18 protein-coding genes and 1 pseudogene are annotated in these 16,734 nt (G+C 68.3%); 14 read left to right on the forward strand and 5 right to left on the reverse strand.

Annotated elements, in window-relative coordinates:
- Positions 1 to 231 (reverse strand): flagellar hook capping FlgD N-terminal domain-containing protein (locus tag Q4F04_RS10655; protein ID WP_303369810.1); only part of this gene is annotated, 231 nt, incomplete at its 3' end.
- A 9-nt stretch (positions 232 to 240) separates the two neighbouring features.
- On the reverse strand, positions 241 to 1,404 hold the full coding sequence (locus Q4F04_RS10660; protein ID WP_303369811.1) for a flagellar hook-length control protein FliK: 1,164 nt from the start codon (positions 1,402 to 1,404) through the stop codon (positions 241 to 243).
- 95 nt (positions 1,405 to 1,499) lie between these two features.
- Between Q4F04_RS10660 and Q4F04_RS10665 the strand changes: the two genes are divergently transcribed.
- From Q4F04_RS10665 to Q4F04_RS10690, 6 genes are all read left to right on the forward strand, one after another.
- Positions 1,500 to 1,757: a chemotaxis protein chel gene (locus tag Q4F04_RS10665; protein WP_303369812.1), complete on the forward strand. Its 258-nt coding sequence runs from the start codon at positions 1,500 to 1,502 to the stop codon at positions 1,755 to 1,757.
- Positions 1,750 to 2,064, forward strand: a complete 315-nt coding sequence (locus Q4F04_RS10670; protein ID WP_303369813.1) for a hypothetical protein — start codon at positions 1,750 to 1,752, stop codon at positions 2,062 to 2,064. Before Q4F04_RS10665 ends, Q4F04_RS10670 begins: the two co-directional genes overlap by 8 nt.
- A gap of 175 nt (positions 2,065 to 2,239) precedes the next feature.
- The gene (locus Q4F04_RS10675; RefSeq protein WP_303369814.1) at positions 2,240 to 3,082 is read left to right on the forward strand and encodes a flagellin; all 843 of its coding nucleotides are present in this window, start codon (positions 2,240 to 2,242) and stop codon (positions 3,080 to 3,082) included.
- A gap of 73 nt (positions 3,083 to 3,155) precedes the next feature.
- On the forward strand, positions 3,156 to 3,521 hold the full coding sequence (locus Q4F04_RS10680) for a flagellar biosynthesis regulator FlaF (RefSeq protein ID WP_303369815.1): 366 nt from the start codon (positions 3,156 to 3,158) through the stop codon (positions 3,519 to 3,521).
- A gap of 76 nt (positions 3,522 to 3,597) precedes the next feature.
- Positions 3,598 to 3,999 (forward strand): flagellar biosynthesis repressor FlbT, encoded by a 402-nt coding sequence (gene flbT, locus Q4F04_RS10685; RefSeq protein WP_303369816.1) that lies wholly within the window; start codon positions 3,598 to 3,600, stop codon positions 3,997 to 3,999.
- Positions 3,996 to 4,778, forward strand: a complete 783-nt coding sequence (locus Q4F04_RS10690; protein WP_303369817.1) for a DUF1217 domain-containing protein — start codon at positions 3,996 to 3,998, stop codon at positions 4,776 to 4,778. The genes flbT and Q4F04_RS10690 overlap by 4 nt, the downstream gene beginning before the upstream one ends.
- A 648-nt stretch (positions 4,779 to 5,426) precedes the next feature.
- Here Q4F04_RS10690 and ubiB read toward each other — a convergent pair.
- Positions 5,427 to 6,953, reverse strand: a complete 1,527-nt coding sequence (ubiB, locus tag Q4F04_RS10695; protein WP_303369818.1) for a 2-polyprenylphenol 6-hydroxylase — start codon at positions 6,951 to 6,953, stop codon at positions 5,427 to 5,429.
- On the reverse strand, positions 6,954 to 7,706 hold the full coding sequence (gene ubiE, locus Q4F04_RS10700; protein WP_303369819.1) for a bifunctional demethylmenaquinone methyltransferase/2-methoxy-6-polyprenyl-1,4-benzoquinol methylase UbiE: 753 nt from the start codon (positions 7,704 to 7,706) through the stop codon (positions 6,954 to 6,956).
- Between the two features lie 54 nt (positions 7,707 to 7,760).
- Here ubiE and mutM point away from each other — a divergent pair, with 54 nt between their 5' ends.
- The 7 genes and pseudogenes from mutM (at position 7,761) to Q4F04_RS10735 (ending at position 14,562) form a co-directional block, all read left to right on the forward strand.
- Positions 7,761 to 8,603 carry a bifunctional DNA-formamidopyrimidine glycosylase/DNA-(apurinic or apyrimidinic site) lyase gene (mutM, locus tag Q4F04_RS10705; protein ID WP_303369820.1) on the forward strand — a complete coding sequence of 281 codons (843 nt, stop codon included), beginning with the start codon at positions 7,761 to 7,763 and terminating at the stop codon, positions 8,601 to 8,603.
- A gap of 69 nt (positions 8,604 to 8,672) precedes the next feature.
- Positions 8,673 to 9,449, forward strand: coding sequence for an enoyl-CoA hydratase (locus tag Q4F04_RS10710; protein ID WP_303369821.1), 777 nt, complete (start codon positions 8,673 to 8,675; stop codon positions 9,447 to 9,449).
- A gap of 159 nt (positions 9,450 to 9,608) precedes the next feature.
- Positions 9,609 to 9,878, forward strand: a complete 270-nt coding sequence (gene rpsT, locus Q4F04_RS10715) for a 30S ribosomal protein S20 (protein ID WP_303369822.1) — start codon at positions 9,609 to 9,611, stop codon at positions 9,876 to 9,878.
- Positions 9,879 to 10,384: 506 nt separating this feature from the next.
- Positions 10,385 to 11,773, forward strand: coding sequence for a chromosomal replication initiator protein DnaA (gene dnaA, locus Q4F04_RS10720; RefSeq protein WP_303369823.1), 1,389 nt, complete (start codon positions 10,385 to 10,387; stop codon positions 11,771 to 11,773).
- 95 nt (positions 11,774 to 11,868) lie between these two features.
- Positions 11,869 to 12,990, forward strand: a complete 1,122-nt coding sequence (gene dnaN / locus Q4F04_RS10725) for a DNA polymerase III subunit beta (RefSeq protein ID WP_303369824.1) — start codon at positions 11,869 to 11,871, stop codon at positions 12,988 to 12,990.
- Positions 12,987 to 14,066 carry a DNA replication/repair protein RecF gene (recF, locus tag Q4F04_RS10730; protein WP_303369825.1) on the forward strand — a complete coding sequence of 360 codons (1,080 nt, stop codon included), beginning with the start codon at positions 12,987 to 12,989 and terminating at the stop codon, positions 14,064 to 14,066. The genes dnaN and recF overlap by 4 nt, the downstream gene beginning before the upstream one ends.
- Positions 14,067 to 14,137: 71 nt before the next feature.
- Positions 14,138 to 14,562 (forward strand): annotated as a pseudogene (locus Q4F04_RS10735) (VOC family protein).
- A gap of 27 nt (positions 14,563 to 14,589) precedes the next feature.
- Here Q4F04_RS10735 and ade read toward each other — a convergent pair.
- On the reverse strand, positions 14,590 to 16,371 hold the full coding sequence (gene ade / locus Q4F04_RS10740) for an adenine deaminase (RefSeq protein WP_303369826.1): 1,782 nt from the start codon (positions 16,369 to 16,371) through the stop codon (positions 14,590 to 14,592).
- Between the two features lie 64 nt (positions 16,372 to 16,435).
- Here ade and Q4F04_RS10745 point away from each other — a divergent pair.
- On the forward strand, positions 16,436 to 16,734 hold a 299-nt coding region (locus Q4F04_RS10745; RefSeq protein WP_303369827.1), incomplete at its 3' end, for a DNA repair protein RecO.

Consider the following 16,734-nt stretch of genomic DNA (forward strand, 5'->3'; position numbering starts at 1 on the left):
AAGTTCCAGAAGCTGGTTGGTCCGCACCTGCTGCTCGACCCCCGAGAAGGTCGCGAGTTGCACGGCGAAATCCGATCCCTCCATCGGGTTCAGCGGGTCCTGGTTCCTGATCTGGGTGGTGAGCATCTTGAGAAAGGTCTCGAAATCGCCGCCGGCGAAGGATGCAGCGGCCGCCGGGGCCGGGCCGGTGGGGGCTGGTGCGGCGGCGACGGTCGGGGCAATGCTGGTCACGGGATGCTCCTAAAGCCGGATGTCGAGGCGGGAAAACGGGACGGCGCAGGGCGCGGCCTCTTGCAGGCCCTCGGGGATGCGCAGGCCGGCGGCGGTCCGGCTCTCGCCGCGGCGCGGGTTCCTGTCCCTGGAAGGGTCGTGGCTGTCCTGCTGCAGGACGTCGAAACTGGGATCGGACATCCCGCCGTCGCGCAACTCGCGCAGCAGTTGCTCGCCATGGCGGCGGATGAGGTCCAGCGTCTCGGGCCGCTCGACGAACATCGCCAGATGACCGGGATTGCTCTCGGCGCCCAGAAGAACGGTGACGCGGCCAAGCTCGACCGGGTTCAGGATGAGTTCGACCTGTCCATCGCGCGAGCGGACGATGGCATCGGCGATCTGACGGTGCGGCTCGGCAGGCGGGGGGCGGTGCAGGGCTGGGGCTTCGGTGATGCGCAGCTGAGCCTCGCGGATCTCGGTGGGCATGATCAGCGCCTCGGGCAGCCGGGTGTCGGTGGGCTGCAGGGTTTCCGCGGGCAGGGTGATGGCATCCGGGCAAGGGACGGGTGACGGTTCCGCGCCGGGCGGGCGAAGGGAGGGGGAAAGGCCGGGCGATGCCGTTCCTTCGGGCGCGTTGCCAAGGCCGATGCTCCCGGCGGGGGGGGAGGGTGCCGGTGGCACGGCATCAGCGGGCTGCGGCGGCCTCGCGCCCGGCTGCGCCTGCGCTTCCAAGGCTTCGAGGGTCTGCGGCTGGCTGGCCTTCTCGAAGCTGGCCGCCCCCTGCGCCTGCCGATCCGAAGCGAAGTGCGAGAGCGGCGCCCGGTCCTGCTGCGGCCACCGACCGGGGGCGGGCAGGCCGCCCGGCGAAGCGCCTTCTTCCGGCAGGGCCGCCGCTGCGGCATCCGCTGCACACCCGCGCGGCAAGGGGTCGTTCACGGCGGGGGAGAGCATCATCCCGCTTGCCTCGGACACGTCGGGGGCGTCCGGCTTGTCCTCGGCCGGTTCCCCGTTTCCGGCAGCGGGAGATGGCTCGGCGGCAGGTTCCTTTGCGCCTGCGCCAGTGGACGGCAGATCGCCGTCGGGCGCGTCAAGGACCGCTGCGAACAGCCCGCCCTCTGTCGCAGAGGGCGTTCCCCCGCCCGATGCGACAGCGGGAGAGAAGGCCAGCGCCCAGCTTTGTGATTGAACCTGCATCGACATGAACCTTCGGAATCACCTGCCTCGGGATAAGCGCTTCCGGTTACCGAATATTTACCGGCGGGCGATATGCCAGAAAAAACTGGATCGAAATGGAGATGATCGTGAACGTCGAGGGACCGAGCCTGCATTCCCCCCTTCGGACTGATCTTTCACGCAGCGCCGACAAGCTTGAAGCGGCGTTTCTGGCCGAAATGCTGAAGATCGCGATGCCGGAGGGCGGCGGAGGCGCATTCGGCGGCGGGATCGGAGAATCCCAGTTCGCCTCTTTCCTGACCGAGCGGCACGCGGCCGCCATGGCCGCGCGCCTTGACCTGAACCTCGTGACCCGGCTGGCCGACCATGCGTGATCCCGAAGCGATCCTGCGGGATGCCTGCCGCGCCATGATTCGCGGCGAGCCCGAGGCTTGCCAGGCGGCGCTGGAGATCTTTCACAAGGAAATCAGCGCGAACCCGCCCGATGATGCGCTTCGCGCGGCCTGCGAAGGCCAGCTTTCCCGTCTGCGCGAACTGGCGCAGGCGGCGCTTGAAGGGCTGGACCAGACGCGCAGCTGGATGCGCGACCTGTCGGCGGTGCTGGGCGGGCTGGATGTCTACGACCGCGCGGGGCGGCACCGGGTCGGAACCGATCTTTCCGCCCGCACGCACCGGTTTTAGTAAAATGCCGTTGATTGTCGTTTTGCCGGACGGGGTCGCGTTCACTATTCCTTAGACGTTGCCGATTAGAAAGGTGATCGCGTCAAGAGGACGCCGGGAATGGCCCGCTGGTCAGAAGGCCGGAATATCTGAAACGCGGGACGGAATGATCCGTCCCGAAACACCAGAGGATAAAATGTCCAGCATTCTGACCAACAATGGCGCCATGGTCGCGTTGCAGACCCTCAAGGGGATCAACTCGAACATGGCCAAGACCCAGAACGAGATCTCGACCGGCAAATCGGTCGCGACAGCCAAGGACAATGCCGCGATCTGGGCCACGGCCAAGATCATGGAAAGCGACGAGTCGTCCTTCAAGGCCATCCGCAGCCAGCTGAATGTGGCGGAAGCAACCGTCGCGGTGGCGCGCAACGGCGCCGAGCAGATCACCGACCTTCTGCGCGGGATGAAGGATCTTGCGGTTTCGGCAGCGAACGACAGCGCCGATCATGGCAAGATCAACACCGACATCGTCGCCAAGAAGAACCAGATCACCGCGATCATCGACGCTTCGCAGATGAACGGGATCAACCTGCTGAAGACCGATGTCGGCAATGGCAGTGGCTCGTTCAGCGTCCTGGCGTCGCTGGACCGCGGGACGGCCACGACGACGGCGGCAACCGCGATCACCGTTGGAACGGCGGCGTTCGAGACCTCGATCGAGGCCGCGACCATCACGGGCATCACCAGTGCGGCCACGGCGACGACGGCGATCGGCGAGATCGAGGCGCTGATCGAGCTTGCAGCCAACGGCGCCGCGTCGCTCGGTTCCAAGGGCAAGCAGATCACGGACCAGTCCAGCTTCGTCGGCAAGTTGGCGGACTCGCTCAAGTCCGGCATCGGCTCGATGGTCGATGCCGACATGGAGGAGACCTCGGCCCGTCTGCAGGCCCTGCAGGTCCAGCAGCAGCTGGCCACGCAGTCGCTGTCGATCGCCAACCAGGCGCCGCAGTCGCTGCTGTCGCTGTTCCGCGGCTGATGACACGGACCGGGGCTGCAAGGCCCCGGTTCAACCTTCCGACTGACCTCACGCGATCTGGAAAGGAGCGTTCGTGAACGCACAGGTTCCATACGGCTATGGCGCCGCCGCCTCGGTCGAGGCCGACCCGCGCCGGGCCGAGGCCCTCATCCTCTCGAAACTGGCCGCCGGCATGATCCGCGCTTCACAGCCGGACAGCGGCTTTGCCGCCCTGGTTGCCGCGGTGCACGAGAACCGCCGGTTCTGGCGCCTGGCTGCCGAGGATCTCGGGGGTGACGGCAACGGCTTTCCGGTGCCCCTGCGGGCGCAGCTTCTGTCCATTGCCGGCTTTGTCGAAAAGGAAACCACCCGCATCCTTGCCGGAGAGACGAGTGCCGCCGCACTGGTCGAGATCAACCGCGCAATTGCCCGCGGGCTGTTCGAACAGCCGCCCCGCTGATGCATCTTTCCCAAGGACCCCGCCTCGCGGGCATCCGCAATCAGGCCACCGGCAATGGCCCCAGCAGGGATATCCCATGACCGGACTCATCCTCAAGCTCGCACCCGGCGAGCGCGTGCTGATCAACGGCGCGGTCATCGAGAACGGCGACCGGCGTTGCAGGATCGCGATCAAGACCCCGAACGCGAGCATCCTGCGGCTCAAGGACGCCATTCACCCCGACGATGTGGCGTCCCCCGTCGCGCGGGTCTGTTACGACGCGCAGCTTCTGCTGTCGGGCGATGCCGATCCCGCGCAGGGGCGGCGCGACCTGCTGCGCGGGATCGAGCAGTTGTCCCGGGTCTTCGACGACCGCGACAGCCGGGCCGCGCTGGACGGCGCAACGGCCGATGTGATCGGCGGCAATGTCTATCGCGCGCTGCGCCAGCTTCGCAGCCTGTTGCCCCGAGAGGCGCGGATCTTCGCGCAGCTCGCATGAGCTTCCAGCCGCTCGTCGGGCAGGGCGGCTATGCGGGCTGGCGGCTGCTCGCCCGGACCGCTGAGGCGCAGAAGGCGCTGGTCGCCCGCGACCCGCAGGTGGCGCGCGACACCGCCCATGTCAGCGCAAAGCTTGGCCAGGTCGGCAGCGCCGAAGATCTGGTGTCGGATTTCCGCCTGCTGCGGACCTCTCTCAGCGCCTTCGGGCTGGAAGGGGATGCGAACAACCGCTTCTTCATCCGCAAGATCCTCGAGTCGGACCTGAGCGATCCGAAAAGCCTGGCCAACCGGCTGAGCGACAAGCGCTATCGCGCCATGGCCGAGGCATTCCGCTTCGGCGCGGGCAAGGGTCCTTCCGCCGATCTTGCCGGCGAGATCGTCGGACGCCATGTTTCGGCCGAACTGGAACGCAGGGTCGGCACGATCGACGGAAACCTGCGCCTGGCAATGAGCGCCGAACGCGAGCTGAAGGCCTTGGGGGCGTCGGCATCATCTGACAACACCCGCTGGTACAACATCCTTGGTTCGGCGCCGCTGCGGAAGGTGGTCGAAGGCGGGCTGGGGCTTGGAGCGGATTTCGGCAAGCTGCCGATCGACCGGCAGCTTGCCGAGATGAAGACGCGAAGCGGCAAGCTGTTCGGGTCCGAATCGCCTTCGGTCTTCGCCGACACCTCCAACGTGGAAAAGCTGATCCAGCGTTTTGTGGTCCGGGCGCAGGCCGTCAGCCCGGCGCAATCCTCGTACAACGCGGCGCTGGTGCTGCTGTCGAGCGGGAGGTGAACATGCCGTCTCGCCGCATTGATGACGCAGGGGGGCGGAGCGGCAGAGACTGCGGTTGATGTTTGAGGGGCGCTGATACAGGGACTGGATGTTGCCGGAGGAGTCTTTGGGAAGCCTGGCCCGGTGCGTTTCTTCGGTCCGAGGACGAAGATGACGCTGCGCTTTACGGTTCCTCTCAGGGCACCTCACCATGCAAGCATCTCATGCGTCGCCGCTTTCGAGAAGGACGATCCTGCAGGCGAAAATCTGGTTGTCGGCGTTGGCGGCTGATGGTCAGGGTTTGTCGGCGGCCACTGGACGCCAGGACTTTACAGCTCGTTCTTGGGCACATCACCACGCAAGTATCTCACCTGCCGGCGCCTTCAGGGAAAGGCGATGCGGCAGGCGAGAACCTGTTGCCGGCGACAGCAAATGGCAGGCTGCAGGCTGCGGGTGGCCACTGGATGGCAACGCGCCACCCCTGGTTTCAGGGCGTCTCGCCCTGCAAGCATCGGACGCGCCGGTGCCGCCGGGGAGGGGGCGCTGCGGGGGGGAAACCGGCTGTTGGCGCGGCGGCTGCCGGTCAGGTTGCCGGCGGTCGCAGGGCAGTAGCCCGGGTTCGCTGCAGGGGCACATGGCCTTGGTAGTCCGCACCGAACGGCGGTGAGATCATGACAGCAGCGCGCCCAGAACCGCGCCTGCTGCAAGCAGGGCGACCGCAAGGGGCCAGCGCGGGCCGGTCGCCTGGACGATGACCGTTGTCGTTTCGGGGCGGGACAGGCGGTCGAACTGGCGGTCCACCACCTCGGGCAGCAGCGGGCCGCGGCGGCCCAGCGCGTGGAGGACCTTCAGCCCGTCGCGGACCGCGGCGCGGGGGCCGAGGTTGTCGCGGATGTAAAGCTCGACCGCTGGCCGGGCGGCGGCCCAGATATTGATCTGGGGGTCGAGCGTGCGGGTCACGCCCTCGACCACGACCATGGTGCGCTGCAGCAGGATCAGTTCGGTCCGGGTGGCCATGCCGAAGCGTTCCGTCACCTCGAAGAGATAGGCGAGCAGGTTCGCCATCGAGATGCGGCTGGCGTCGGCGCCGAAGATGGGCTCGCCCACCGCGCGCAGGGCGCGAGAGAACTGGGCCATGTCGCGGTCGGGGGGGACGTAGCCCGCCTCGAAATGGACGCGGGCGACACGGGCGTAGTCGCGCTGGATGAAGCCGTAGATGATCTCGGCATAGACCCGGCGGGTGTATTCGTCGATCTGGCCCATGATGCCGAAGTCGAAGGCGACGATGTCGCCGTTCGGTGCGACACGCAGGTTTCCCTGGTGCATGTCGGCGTGGAAAAAGCCGTCGCGCAGCGCGTGGCTGAGAAAGATCTGCAGCATCCGTTCCGCGATGCGGGCAGTGTCGTGACCGGCGGCGCGGATCGCGGGGACGTCGGCCATGGGGATGCCCTCGGCCCAGTCGCTGGTCATCACCCGCCGTCCGCTGAGATCCCAATGCGGCAGGGGGACCGAGAAGCCCGCGTCCTCGCGGGTGTTCTCGGCGAACTCGGAGGCCGAGGCGGCTTCCAGCCGCAGGTCCAGTTCCCCCATCACGGTGGATTCGAAATGGCCGATCACGTCGCGGGGGCGCAGGCGGCGGCTGGCGGGGGACAGGCGCTCGATCAGGGCGGCGGCGAAGTGGAAGGCGTCGATGTCGCGGCGGAAGGCGGCGGCGATACCGGGGCGCAGGACCTTGACCGCGACCTCGGCCCCGCTGTCGGCGCGGTGCGCCCGGTGGACCTGGGCGATCGAGGCGGCCGCGATCGGGGGCGAGAAGTCGGTGAAGAGGGACTCGACCGGGGCACCGAGGTCTTCCTCGATCTGCTTGCGGGCGATCTCGACCGGAAAGGGGGGCAGGCTGTCCTGCAGCATCCGCAGGTGGCCGGCCATCTCGGCGCCCACGACGTCGGGACGGGTCGAGAGGATCTGGCCGAACTTGATATAGGCGGGGCCGAGGGCGGTGATCGCCCGCGTCACCGGCGGCAGCGCCGGATCGCCCTTGTAGCCCAGCCAGGCGAAGGGCCAGCCCAGCAGCCGGGCGGCGACCCGCAGCCGGGGCGGGGCGTTCATGGCGTCCAGCGCCGCGCCCATGGCGCCGGTGCGCTGGAAGGTGGCGCCGGTGCGGATCAGGCGCCAGATGTTGTGGGGGCCGCGCATTCAGATCTTCCAGCCCGAATGCAGCGCGGCGATGCCCATGGAGAGGTTGCGATACTGCACCCGCTCGAACCCCGCGTCCCGGATCATCCCGGCGAAGGTCTCCTGATCGGGGAAGCGGCGGATCGATTCCACCAGATACTGGTAGCTGTCGCGATCCCCCGCCACTATCTGCCCGAGCGGCGGGATCACGTTGAAGGAATAGCGGTCATAGGCCCATTGCAGCATGGGGACGGGAAGCTGGCTGAACTCCAGCACCATCAGGCGGCCGCCGGGTTTCAGGACGCGGAAGGCCTCGGCCAGCGCGTCGGGGATGCGGGTCACGTTGCGGATGCCGAAGCTGATCGTGTAGCGGTCGAAGCTTTCGTCCGCGAAGGGCAGGGCCATGGCGTCGCCCGTCACCCAGGACAGGCGGTCGGCGAGGCGGTCGGCCTCGGCCCGCTTGCGGCCCTCGATCAGCATGGACTCGGTCATGTCGCAGACCGTCACCCGCGCGCCCGGCGCCCGCTGAAGGAAGCGGAAGGCGATGTCGCCGGTCCCGCCCGCCACGTCCAGCAGGTGCTGGCCGTCCCGGGGCGCGAGCCAGTCCATCATCGCGTTCTTCCACAGCCGGTGGATGCCCACGCTCATCAGGTCGTTCATCACGTCGTATCTGGATGCGACACGGGAAAAGACGCCATGCACCATCCCCGCCTTTTCGCCCTCGGGCACGTCGCGGAAGCCGAAATGGGTTTGCTTCGGGGGGGTGTCGATCATAGCTGAACTTCCAGTCGCCGGTCAGGGCGGCACAATGCAGCGGATGGGCGGGAAATGCCAGAACTGCCAGAGGTGGAAACGGTGCGTCGCGGTCTTCAGCCGCATCTGGTCGGGCGGCGCATCGTCCGGGTGGACCAGCGCCGCCCTGACCTGCGCTGGCCGATGCCGCCCGATCTGGTGCAGGTGCTGACGGGGGCGCTTGTGACCGACCTGCGGCGGCGGTCGAAATATATCCTCGCCGATCTGGACCGGGATGCGAGCCTGCTGCTGCATCTGGGGATGTCGGGGCGGGTGCGGATCGAGGGCGAGGGGCTGGGTCGGTTCCACCACGACCCCGCGGTGCTGCCCAAGCACGACCATCTGGTGCTGACGACCGAGGACGGCACCACCATCACCCTGAACGACGCCCGCCGCTTCGGCGCGGTGGACCTGGTACGGGATGGCAGTCACCCTCTGCTGGCCGCGCTGGGGCCAGAGCCTTTCGACGAGGATTTCACCCCCGCGCGGCTGGCGGCGGCGCTGGCCGGGAAGAAGACACCGATCAAGGCGGCGCTGCTGGATCAGCGGATCATCGCGGGCTTGGGCAACATCTATGTCTGCGAGGCGCTGTTCCGGGCGGGCATTCATCCGGCACGGGCTGCAGGTCGGATCGGACCCGAGCGCATCGCCCGGCTGCACGCGGCGATCCGCGAGGTGCTGGCTCTGGCCATCGAGGCGGGGGGATCGTCCTTGCGCGACCACCGGCAGACCTCGGGTGAGCTTGGCTATTTCCAGCACAGCTTCCGCACCTATGGGCGCGAGGGGCAGCCCTGTCTGCGGGACGGCTGCGGCGGCACGGTGCGGCGGATCGTGCAGGGGGGGCGGTCCACCTGGTATTGCCCCGACTGCCAGCGGTGACGCTGGAACCGGGGCCGTTGCTTTGCTAAGCCGTTGTGAAATCGCAATCGCTGCGCGGAGCATGCTCACATGGCCTACAAGACCCTGATCGTCGAAATCGCCGACCATGTCGCGCTGATTCGCCTCAACCGCCCCGAAGCGCTGAATGCGCTCAGCGGCGAGCTGGTCTCGGAACTCGCCGCGGCGATGACGGCGGCGGACAAGGACGACAATGTCCGCTGCATCGTCCTGACCGGCAGCGAGAAGGCCTTTGCCGCGGGCGCGGACATCAAGGAGATGGCGTCGAAATCCTATGTGGATGTGCTGACCGACGACCTCTTCGGTCCCGAGATCGAGCAGATGAGCCGCATCCGCAAGCCGGTGATCGCCGCCGTCGCGGGCTATGCGCTGGGCGGGGGCTGCGAGCTGGCGATGATGTGCGACTTCATCATCTGCGCCGACAACGCCAAGTTCGGCCAGCCCGAGATCAACCTTGGCGTCATCGCGGGGATCGGCGGGACGCAGCGGCTGACGCGCTTTGTCGGCAAGTCCAAGGCCATGGACATGAACCTGACCGGCCGCTTCATGGACGCGGCCGAGGCGGAACGCTCGGGCCTCGTCAGCCGGGTGGTGCCGGCCGACAGGCTGATCGAGGAAGCCATGGGGGCGGCGAAGAAGATCGCCGCGAAATCCGCGGTCGCGATGATAGTCGCCAAGGAATCGGTCAACCGCAGCTACGAGACGACGCTGCGCGAGGGGCTGCTGTATGAACGCCGCGCCTTCCACGCGCTGTTCGCGACCGAGGACCAGAAGGAAGGCATGAGCGCCTTCGCCGAAAAGCGCGAGGCGCAGTTCCGCGACCGCTGATCGGGGCTTTCCTTTTCCGTCCTTTGCCCCTATAGGCCTACGGTTACATGCGCGTGGGCCCGCTTAGGCAAGAATCAGGACCGATCCTTCCGGGGATCGGCTGTCTTGGGTCTTTTGCGCGACGACATGAACGCAACTGACCGATAGAGACAAGCACACATGGCCAACACGCCCCAGTCCCAGAAACGCGCCCGCCAGACCGAGCGCCGCACCGCCGTCAACAAGGCCCGCCGCTCGCGCATCCGCACCTATCTGCGCAAGGTCGAGGAAGCGATCGCCGGCGGCGATGCGCAGGTCGCGGCCGAGGCGCTGAAGGCGGCCCAGCCGGAACTGATGCGCGGCGTCACCAAGGGCGTCGTCCACAAGAACACCGCGGCGCGCAAGATGTCGCGCCTGGCGGCCCGCGTGAAGACACTGTCCGCCGTCTGATCCGCCGCAGATAACCATGCGTCTGCAAGGGCGTCCCGGTTGCCGGGGCGCCCTTGCGCATTCTGCGGCGCAGCAACGATTTTTTACTAAGTTATTGATATTTATGGTGTAATAAAACCGATGCAGTCCTGCCACAGATTCGCGGACCAAAGCCCCTGTCAAGCTGATAGTTCGGTTGCGGCACCCTTGGGCTTGCCGCTAGCTTGGTCGGTGCGATTCACGTCGCGACAGGGGATGATGCCCGGACCGCCAGCTGCCAGCAGGGTCCGGGCAGGCGCAGACCAGGGCTGAAGCCCGCTGCCACGGGCCAGCCGTGGCGCGCGTGGGCCTTGCTTCGGCTGCCACCGGAAACGGGCCGACCCGGAACAGACAGACAGGGCCTCGTGGCCCCGCACGCCAAGGGTTTCCGCGGCGTGGCTGTCCTGTTCGTCCCTGCGTGGTGGCGTGTGATGGCTGATGTCCCGCCGGCGTTCGCGGCGGGGAACGGGGACAGAAGGAACGACAGGATGAACGATCTCTGGGCGGGTGCGCGATCCGAGCTTGAGGCGCGGGTGGGGACGCACAACTACGTCACCTGGCTTGCGCCGCTGAGCCTGCGCGCCATCGATGGCGGCGCGGCCGACATCGCCTGTCCGACGCGCTTCCTGTCGGACTGGGTGTCGCGCCATTACGCGCGGCCCATCATCGACGCGCTGATCCATCAGGGCGCCGAGGTCGAGCGGGTGAACTTCACCGTCGCCGCGCCCCGCCCGGCAGAGGTCCGTGTGGCCGAGGTGCCGGCGGCCGCCGCCCCGGCCGAACTGCGTCCCGATCCCGCCCATCGCGTCACCCCGCGCGGCCCCCTGCGCGACGAGGAGATGACGGCGCCCTTGGACGCGCGCTTCACCTTCGACAATTTCGTGGTCGGCAAGCCGAACGAGCTGGCCCATGCCGCCGCCCGCCGCGTGGCCGAGGGCGGCCATGTCACCTTCAATCCGCTGTTCCTTTACGGCGGCGTGGGTCTGGGCAAGACGCACCTGATGCACGCGATCGCCCGCGAACGTCAGGCCAGCGACCCGCAGGCCCGCATCCTTTATCTCTCCGCCGAGCAGTTCATGTACCGCTTTGTCCAGGCGCTGCGCGAGCGCACCGTCATGGACTTCAAGGAACTGTTCCGCACCGTGGACCTGCTGATGGTCGATGACGTCCAGTTCATCGCCGGCAAGGATTCCACGCAGGAGGAGTTCTTCCACACGTTCAACGCGCTGGTCGATCAGGGCAAGCAGATCGTCATTTCCGCCGACCGCGCGCCGGGCGAGATCAAGGACATGGAGGAGCGGATCAAGTCGCGCCTGTCCTGCGGCTTGATCGTCGACCTGCACCCGACCGACTACGAATTGCGCCTGTCGATCCTGCAGTCCAAGACGGAACAGTTCCGCCTGACCTATCCCGGCCTTCGGCTGGGGCAGGGGGTTCTGGAGTTCCTGGCCCACCGCATCACCTCGAACGTGCGGGTGCTGGAAGGCGCGCTGCAGCGGCTCTTTGCCTTCGCCAGCCTGATGGGACGGGAAATCGACCTCGACATGACGCAGGAATGCCTTGCCGACATCCTGCGGGCCTCCGACCGCAAGGTCACGGTCGAGGAAATCCAGCGCAAGGTGGCCGAGCATTACAACATCCGCCTGTCGGATCTGGTCGGCCCCAAGCGGGTACGGACGCTGGCCCGGCCGCGGCAGATCGCCATGTATCTGGCCAAGCAGATGACCAGCCGCAGCCTGCCGGAAATCGGCCGCCGCTTCGGCGGGCGCGACCATACCACGATCATGCACGGCGTCCGCAAGATCGAGGAGCTTCGGACCGAGGACCGCAGCCTTGCCGAGGACATCGACCTGCTGCGCCGCTCGCTGGAAGCCTGAGGCTTCACGGACGCTTGACCGCGGGCGAACATTGAGGAAACTGAGCGCGCGCCGCCCCTTTGGGGCGGCTTTCGCGACGAAAAGGGCAAGGTGCCATGAAATTCTCGATCGAAAAGGCGGTTCTGAACAAGGCCGTGTCGCAGGCCCAGTCGGTCGTGGAACGCCGCAACACCATCCCGATCCTCGCCAACGTGCTGATCGAGGCCACGCCGGAAGGGGTCAGCTTCCGCGCGACCGACCTTGATACCGAGGTCGTGGACCGCGCGCCGGCTACGGTGGAGCGTCCCGGCGCCACCACGGTCAGCGCCGCGCTGCTGAACGACATCGCCCGCAAGCTGCCCGATGGGGCGCTGGTCAACATCTCGGCCGACGGCGATGCGGCGCGGCTGACGGTGCAGGCGGGCCGCGCCAATTTCGTGCTGGCGACCCTGCCGCGCGAGGATTTCCCGATCATGGCCTCGACCGAATACGCGGCCAACTTCAGCGCCCCCGCGCCGGTCCTGCGGCGGCTGTTCGACAAGTCGCGCTTTGCGATCTCGACCGAGGAAACGCGCTATTACCTGAACGGCGTCTACATGCATGTGGCCGACGGCGAGGGTGGGGGGCGATCCTTGCGCTGCGTGGCCACCGACGGCCACCGCCTGGCCCGCGTGGACGCGGCCCTGCCGGACGGGGCCGAGGCGATGCCGGGCGTGATCGTCCCCCGCAAGACCGTGGCGGAGCTGAAGAAGTTGCTCGACGACGACGAGGCGGTGATCGCCGTGTCGGTGGGCGAAACGAAGGTGCGCTTTGCCACACCGACGATCACCCTGACCTCGAAGGTCATCGACGGCACCTTCCCCGATTACACCCGTGTGATCCCGCGCGGGAACACCCGCCGGCTGGAAGTGGACGCGGCCGATTTCGCCCGCGCCGTGGACCGGGTGGCGACCGTCAGCAGCGAACGATCCCGCGCGGTGAAGCTGGCCTTGGACGAGGACCGGCTGATTTTGTCCGTGAACGCCCCCGACGCGGGCGCGGCCGACGAGGAACTGGCCGTGGCTTACGCCGACGAGCCGCTGGAGATCGGCTTCAACGCCAAGTACCTGCAGGAGATCGCGGGTCAGATCGACCGCGAGAACGCCGTCTTCCTGTTCAACGGCTCGGGCGATGCGGCGCTGATCCGCGAGGGCGGGGACGAATCCGCCGTCTATGTCGTCATGCCGATGCGCGTGTGACGCTTAGCCGGCTGGCTCTGGCGCAGTTCCGGTCCTGGCCGCGGCTGGCGCTGGATCTGGACGCGCGGCCCGTCGCCATCTTCGGCCCGAATGGCGCGGGCAAGACCAACATCCTGGAAGCCCTGTCGATGCTGTCGCCGGGTCGGGGCATGCGCAGCGCCGCGCCCAAGGATCAGGCGCGGCGCGGCCCCGAGGCAGGCTGGCGCATCCGTGCGATCATTGACGACCGCCCGGTCGAAACCGGCGCGGCTCCGGGAGAGGGCCGCCAAGTCACCATCGACGACAAGCCCGCGCCGCAGGTGGCGCTGGGGACGCTGCTGCGCCTGATCTGGCTGACCCCCGCCATGGACCGGCTGTGGACCGATGCGCCCGAGGTGCGCAGGCGGTTCCTGGACCGCGTGACGCTGAGCTTCGCGCCGGGGCACGCCGAGGAGGCGCTGGCTTATGAAAAGGCCATGCGCGACCGCAACCGCCTGCTGCGCGACGATGTGCGCGACGACCGCTGGTATCGCGTGCTGGAAACCCGGATGGCGCAGGCGGGTGCCGCGATCACCCGCAACCGGCTGGAGGCTCTGGCCCGGATCATGCAGGCGCAGGCGGGGGCCGAGACCAGCTTCCCCTCGGCCCGCCTTGTGCTGCTGGCAGGCGACGGAGAGGCGGACGACGCGGATGCCGACAGCATCGCCGCGCGTCTGGCGGCGATGCGCCGCCGCGACATGGCGGCGGGCCGGACGTTGACCGGCCCCCATCGCGCCGATCTCGGCGCAAGCTGGGGCCTGCAGGACATGCCCGCCGCGCTGAGTTCCACCGGAGAGCAGAAGGCGCTGCTCCTCTCCCTCATTCTCGCCAACGCCCGTGCGCTTGCGCCCGAACGCCCCGTCGTCCTGCTGGACGAGGTGGCAGCGCATCTGGACGAAAGCCGCCGCGGCGCGCTTTACGACGAGATCGCCGCGCTGTCTGCCCAAGTCTTCCTGACCGGCACGGGGCGCGAGTTGTTCGCCGGTCTGGACGGCCGCGCCCGCTTCCTCCACGTTGAGCGCGAGGGCGAGGCCTCGACCCTGACGGACGAGGGCTGAGGCCGCGCCGCAACCGCGCCAGCCCTCGGGTGCGAGGCGGTTCCTCCGACCGATGAGAGGTGGCCATGACCCTGCCGCGCAACCGCATCAGCCTGGTCACGCTCGGCGTGGCCGACCTGAACTGCTCCCGCCGCTTCTACCTCGCTTGGAGCTGGACCCCGCATCCGAACGCGCCCGAGGGTCTCGCGCTGTTCCAGATGCCGGGCCTCACGCTGGCGCTCTTCGCGCTGGACGAACTGGCCGAGGACCAGCGTCGTCCCTTGGCCGAACTCGGGACCGGCGCCGTCACCTTTGCCCAGAACTGCCGCGACATGGCCGAGGTCGAGGCGGTCTTCCAGTCGCCCTCGACGCCGGAGCCACCTGTCTCAAGCGCCCGGAGAAGGCCGCCTGGGGCGGCACCTCCGGCTACTTTGCCGACCCGGATGGCCATGTCTGGGAGATCGCGCACAACCCCTTCTGGCCGCTGGGCGAGGATGGCTCCCTCACGCTCCCCTGACGTTCTTCCTGACCCAAATACCCACTGCTACCGTGACGCGTTCACCACGTCGCAGATCTGGAACCGGGTCACGTCCACCAGCCCCAGATCCGAGATCCGCAGTTCCGGGATCACCACCAGCGCCAGCAGGACATGCTGCATGATCGCGTTGTTCAGGCTGCAGCCGCAGTCGCGGATGGCGCGGTTGACGGCCTCGGCGGCTTCGGCGACTTCCGCCGCCGGGCGGTCCGACATCAGCCCGGCGATGGGCAGGGCGACATGGGCCAACTCCGCCCCGTCGCGGAAGACGGTGATCCCGCCGCCCAGTTCCACCAGCCGAGCCGAGGCGGCGGCCATGTTCTCGCCGCAGGTGCCGACGACGATCATGTGGTGGCTGTCATGAGCGACGGTCGAGGCGACCGCCATGCGGCCCCGGTAGCCGAAGCCCTGCACGAAGGCGTTGACGCCGCCGCCGGTACCCTTGTGGCGTTCGACCAGCGCGATGCGCTCGACCCCCTCGGGGATCACCTCGCCGTCGCGGATCGGCAGGGTGGCGGTCAGGGCGCGGGTCGGGGCCTGGTTCTCGATGACGCCGATCACGCGGACCTCGGCCTCGCGGCCCTCGGCGGGCACGCGGAAATCGGCGGCCGTCAGCGCCCGACCGAGATGGACCGAGTTCCGCGCCGCATCCGGCCAGTCGATCCGGGGGCAGTCGACCAGCAGCCGCCCCGCTTCCGCGACCAGGCGGCCCTGCGCCACCACCGCCTCGACCGGCAGCGTCTTCAGGTCCGAGGTCAGGATCACGTCGGCCCTGCGCCCGGGCGTGATCGAGCCGAGTTCCCGCTCCAGCCCGAAATGCCGGGCGGTGTTGATCGTCGCCATCTGGATCGCGACCAGCGGATCGCAGCCGCAGTCGATCGCATGGCGCACCACCCGGTCCATATGCCCCTCATGCACCAGCGTCCCCGCGTGGGAATCGTCGGTGCAGAGCATGAAGCCCGAGGGGTCCAATCCCCGCTGCGTGATCGCCGTGATCTGCGCCTGAACGTCGTGCCAAGCGGACCCCAGCCGCAGCATCGCGCCCATGCCCTGGCGCACGCGGGCCACGGCCTGCGCCTCGGCCACCGTCTCGTGGTCGTCGGCGGCACCGCCCGCGACATAGGCCGAGAAGGCGCGGCCGAGGTCGGGGCTGGCGTAATGGCCGCCGACCGTCTTGCCGGCGGCGCGGGTCGCGGCGATCTCGGACAGCATCTCGGGCTTCCCGGCCGAGACGGCGGGGAAGTTCATCATCTCGCCCAGACCCACGACGCCCTCCCAGCCCATGGCCTGCGCGACCTCGCCGGCGGTGATCGGACAACCGGTGGTTTCCAGCCCCGGTGCCGAGGGCGCGCAACTGGGCATCTGCGTCAGCATGGTGATCGGCTGGATCAGGCTTTCGTCGCGCATCAGGCGCACGCCTTCCAGCCCCATGACATTGGCGATCTCGTGGGGGTCGTGCAGGATCGTGGTCGTGCCGTGGGGGATCACGGCGGCGGCGAAGCCCGCGGGCGTCAGCATCCCCGATTCCACATGCATATGGGCGTCGATCAGGCCGGGGAGCATGTAGCGCCCGTTGGCCTCGATCACCTGCGTGTCGGGGCCGATATTGGCGGATGCGTCGGGCAGCACGCAGGCCACGCGGCCGTCGGCGATGGCGATGTCGTGGCCGGGCAGCGCCTCGCGCGTGTGGACGTTGACCCATTGGCCACCGCGGATCACCATGTCGGCAGGCGCGCGGCCTGCGGCGACCTCGACCAGCCGCGCCTGAACCTCGATCCACGGTTTCAGCATCTTTTCCTCGCGTCCCTGTTCAATCGCGCCAGCTTGCGGCAGCCTGCGCGGGAAAGGAAGCCGGATGGAATGGCATGGCGAGGGCACGGCGATCGCGCGGCGCCGGCATGGCGAGCACGCGGTGATCCTGACCGCGCTGACGCGCGAGTTGGGGCTGGTCTCGGGCGTCGTGCCGGGCGGCGCGAGCGTCAGGCGGGCAGCCATGCTGCAACCCGGCAACCGGCTGTCCCTGCGCTGGCGGGCACGGCTGGACGACCAGCTTGGCAGCTTCACGGTGGAACCGGGCCGGGCGCGGGCCGGGCTGATGGCGGATGCGGATAGGCTCGCCGGGCTGAACGCGGTGACGGCGCTGATCGGCTGGGC

This window comes from Paracoccus sp. (in: a-proteobacteria) (assembly GCF_030536915.1).
Lineage (GTDB): Bacteria > Pseudomonadota > Alphaproteobacteria > Rhodobacterales > Rhodobacteraceae > Paracoccus.

Bases quoted from the DNA above. Each gene is read 5' to 3' on its own strand.
- Q4F04_RS10660 (WP_303369811.1), bottom strand. From the start codon at position 1,404: ATGCAGGTTCAATCACAAAGCTGGGCGCTGGCCTTCTCTCCCGCTGTC.
- Q4F04_RS10665 (WP_303369812.1), top strand. From the start codon at position 1,500: ATGGAGATGATCGTGAACGTCGAGGGACCGAGCCTGCATTCCCCCCTT.
- Q4F04_RS10670 (WP_303369813.1), top strand. From the start codon at position 1,750: ATGCGTGATCCCGAAGCGATCCTGCGGGATGCCTGCCGCGCCATGATT.
- Q4F04_RS10675 (WP_303369814.1), top strand. From the start codon at position 2,240: ATGTCCAGCATTCTGACCAACAATGGCGCCATGGTCGCGTTGCAGACC.
- flbT (WP_303369816.1), top strand. From the start codon at position 3,598: ATGACCGGACTCATCCTCAAGCTCGCACCCGGCGAGCGCGTGCTGATC.
- Q4F04_RS10690 (WP_303369817.1), top strand. From the start codon at position 3,996: ATGAGCTTCCAGCCGCTCGTCGGGCAGGGCGGCTATGCGGGCTGGCGG.
- ubiB (WP_303369818.1), bottom strand. From the start codon at position 6,953: ATGCGCGGCCCCCACAACATCTGGCGCCTGATCCGCACCGGCGCCACC.
- ubiE (WP_303369819.1), bottom strand. From the start codon at position 7,706: ATGATCGACACCCCCCCGAAGCAAACCCATTTCGGCTTCCGCGACGTG.
- mutM (WP_303369820.1), top strand. From the start codon at position 7,761: ATGCCAGAACTGCCAGAGGTGGAAACGGTGCGTCGCGGTCTTCAGCCG.
- Q4F04_RS10710 (WP_303369821.1), top strand. From the start codon at position 8,673: ATGGCCTACAAGACCCTGATCGTCGAAATCGCCGACCATGTCGCGCTG.
- rpsT (WP_303369822.1), top strand. From the start codon at position 9,609: ATGGCCAACACGCCCCAGTCCCAGAAACGCGCCCGCCAGACCGAGCGC.
- dnaA (WP_303369823.1), top strand. From the start codon at position 10,385: ATGAACGATCTCTGGGCGGGTGCGCGATCCGAGCTTGAGGCGCGGGTG.
- dnaN (WP_303369824.1), top strand. From the start codon at position 11,869: ATGAAATTCTCGATCGAAAAGGCGGTTCTGAACAAGGCCGTGTCGCAG.
- ade (WP_303369826.1), bottom strand. From the start codon at position 16,371: ATGCTGAAACCGTGGATCGAGGTTCAGGCGCGGCTGGTCGAGGTCGCC.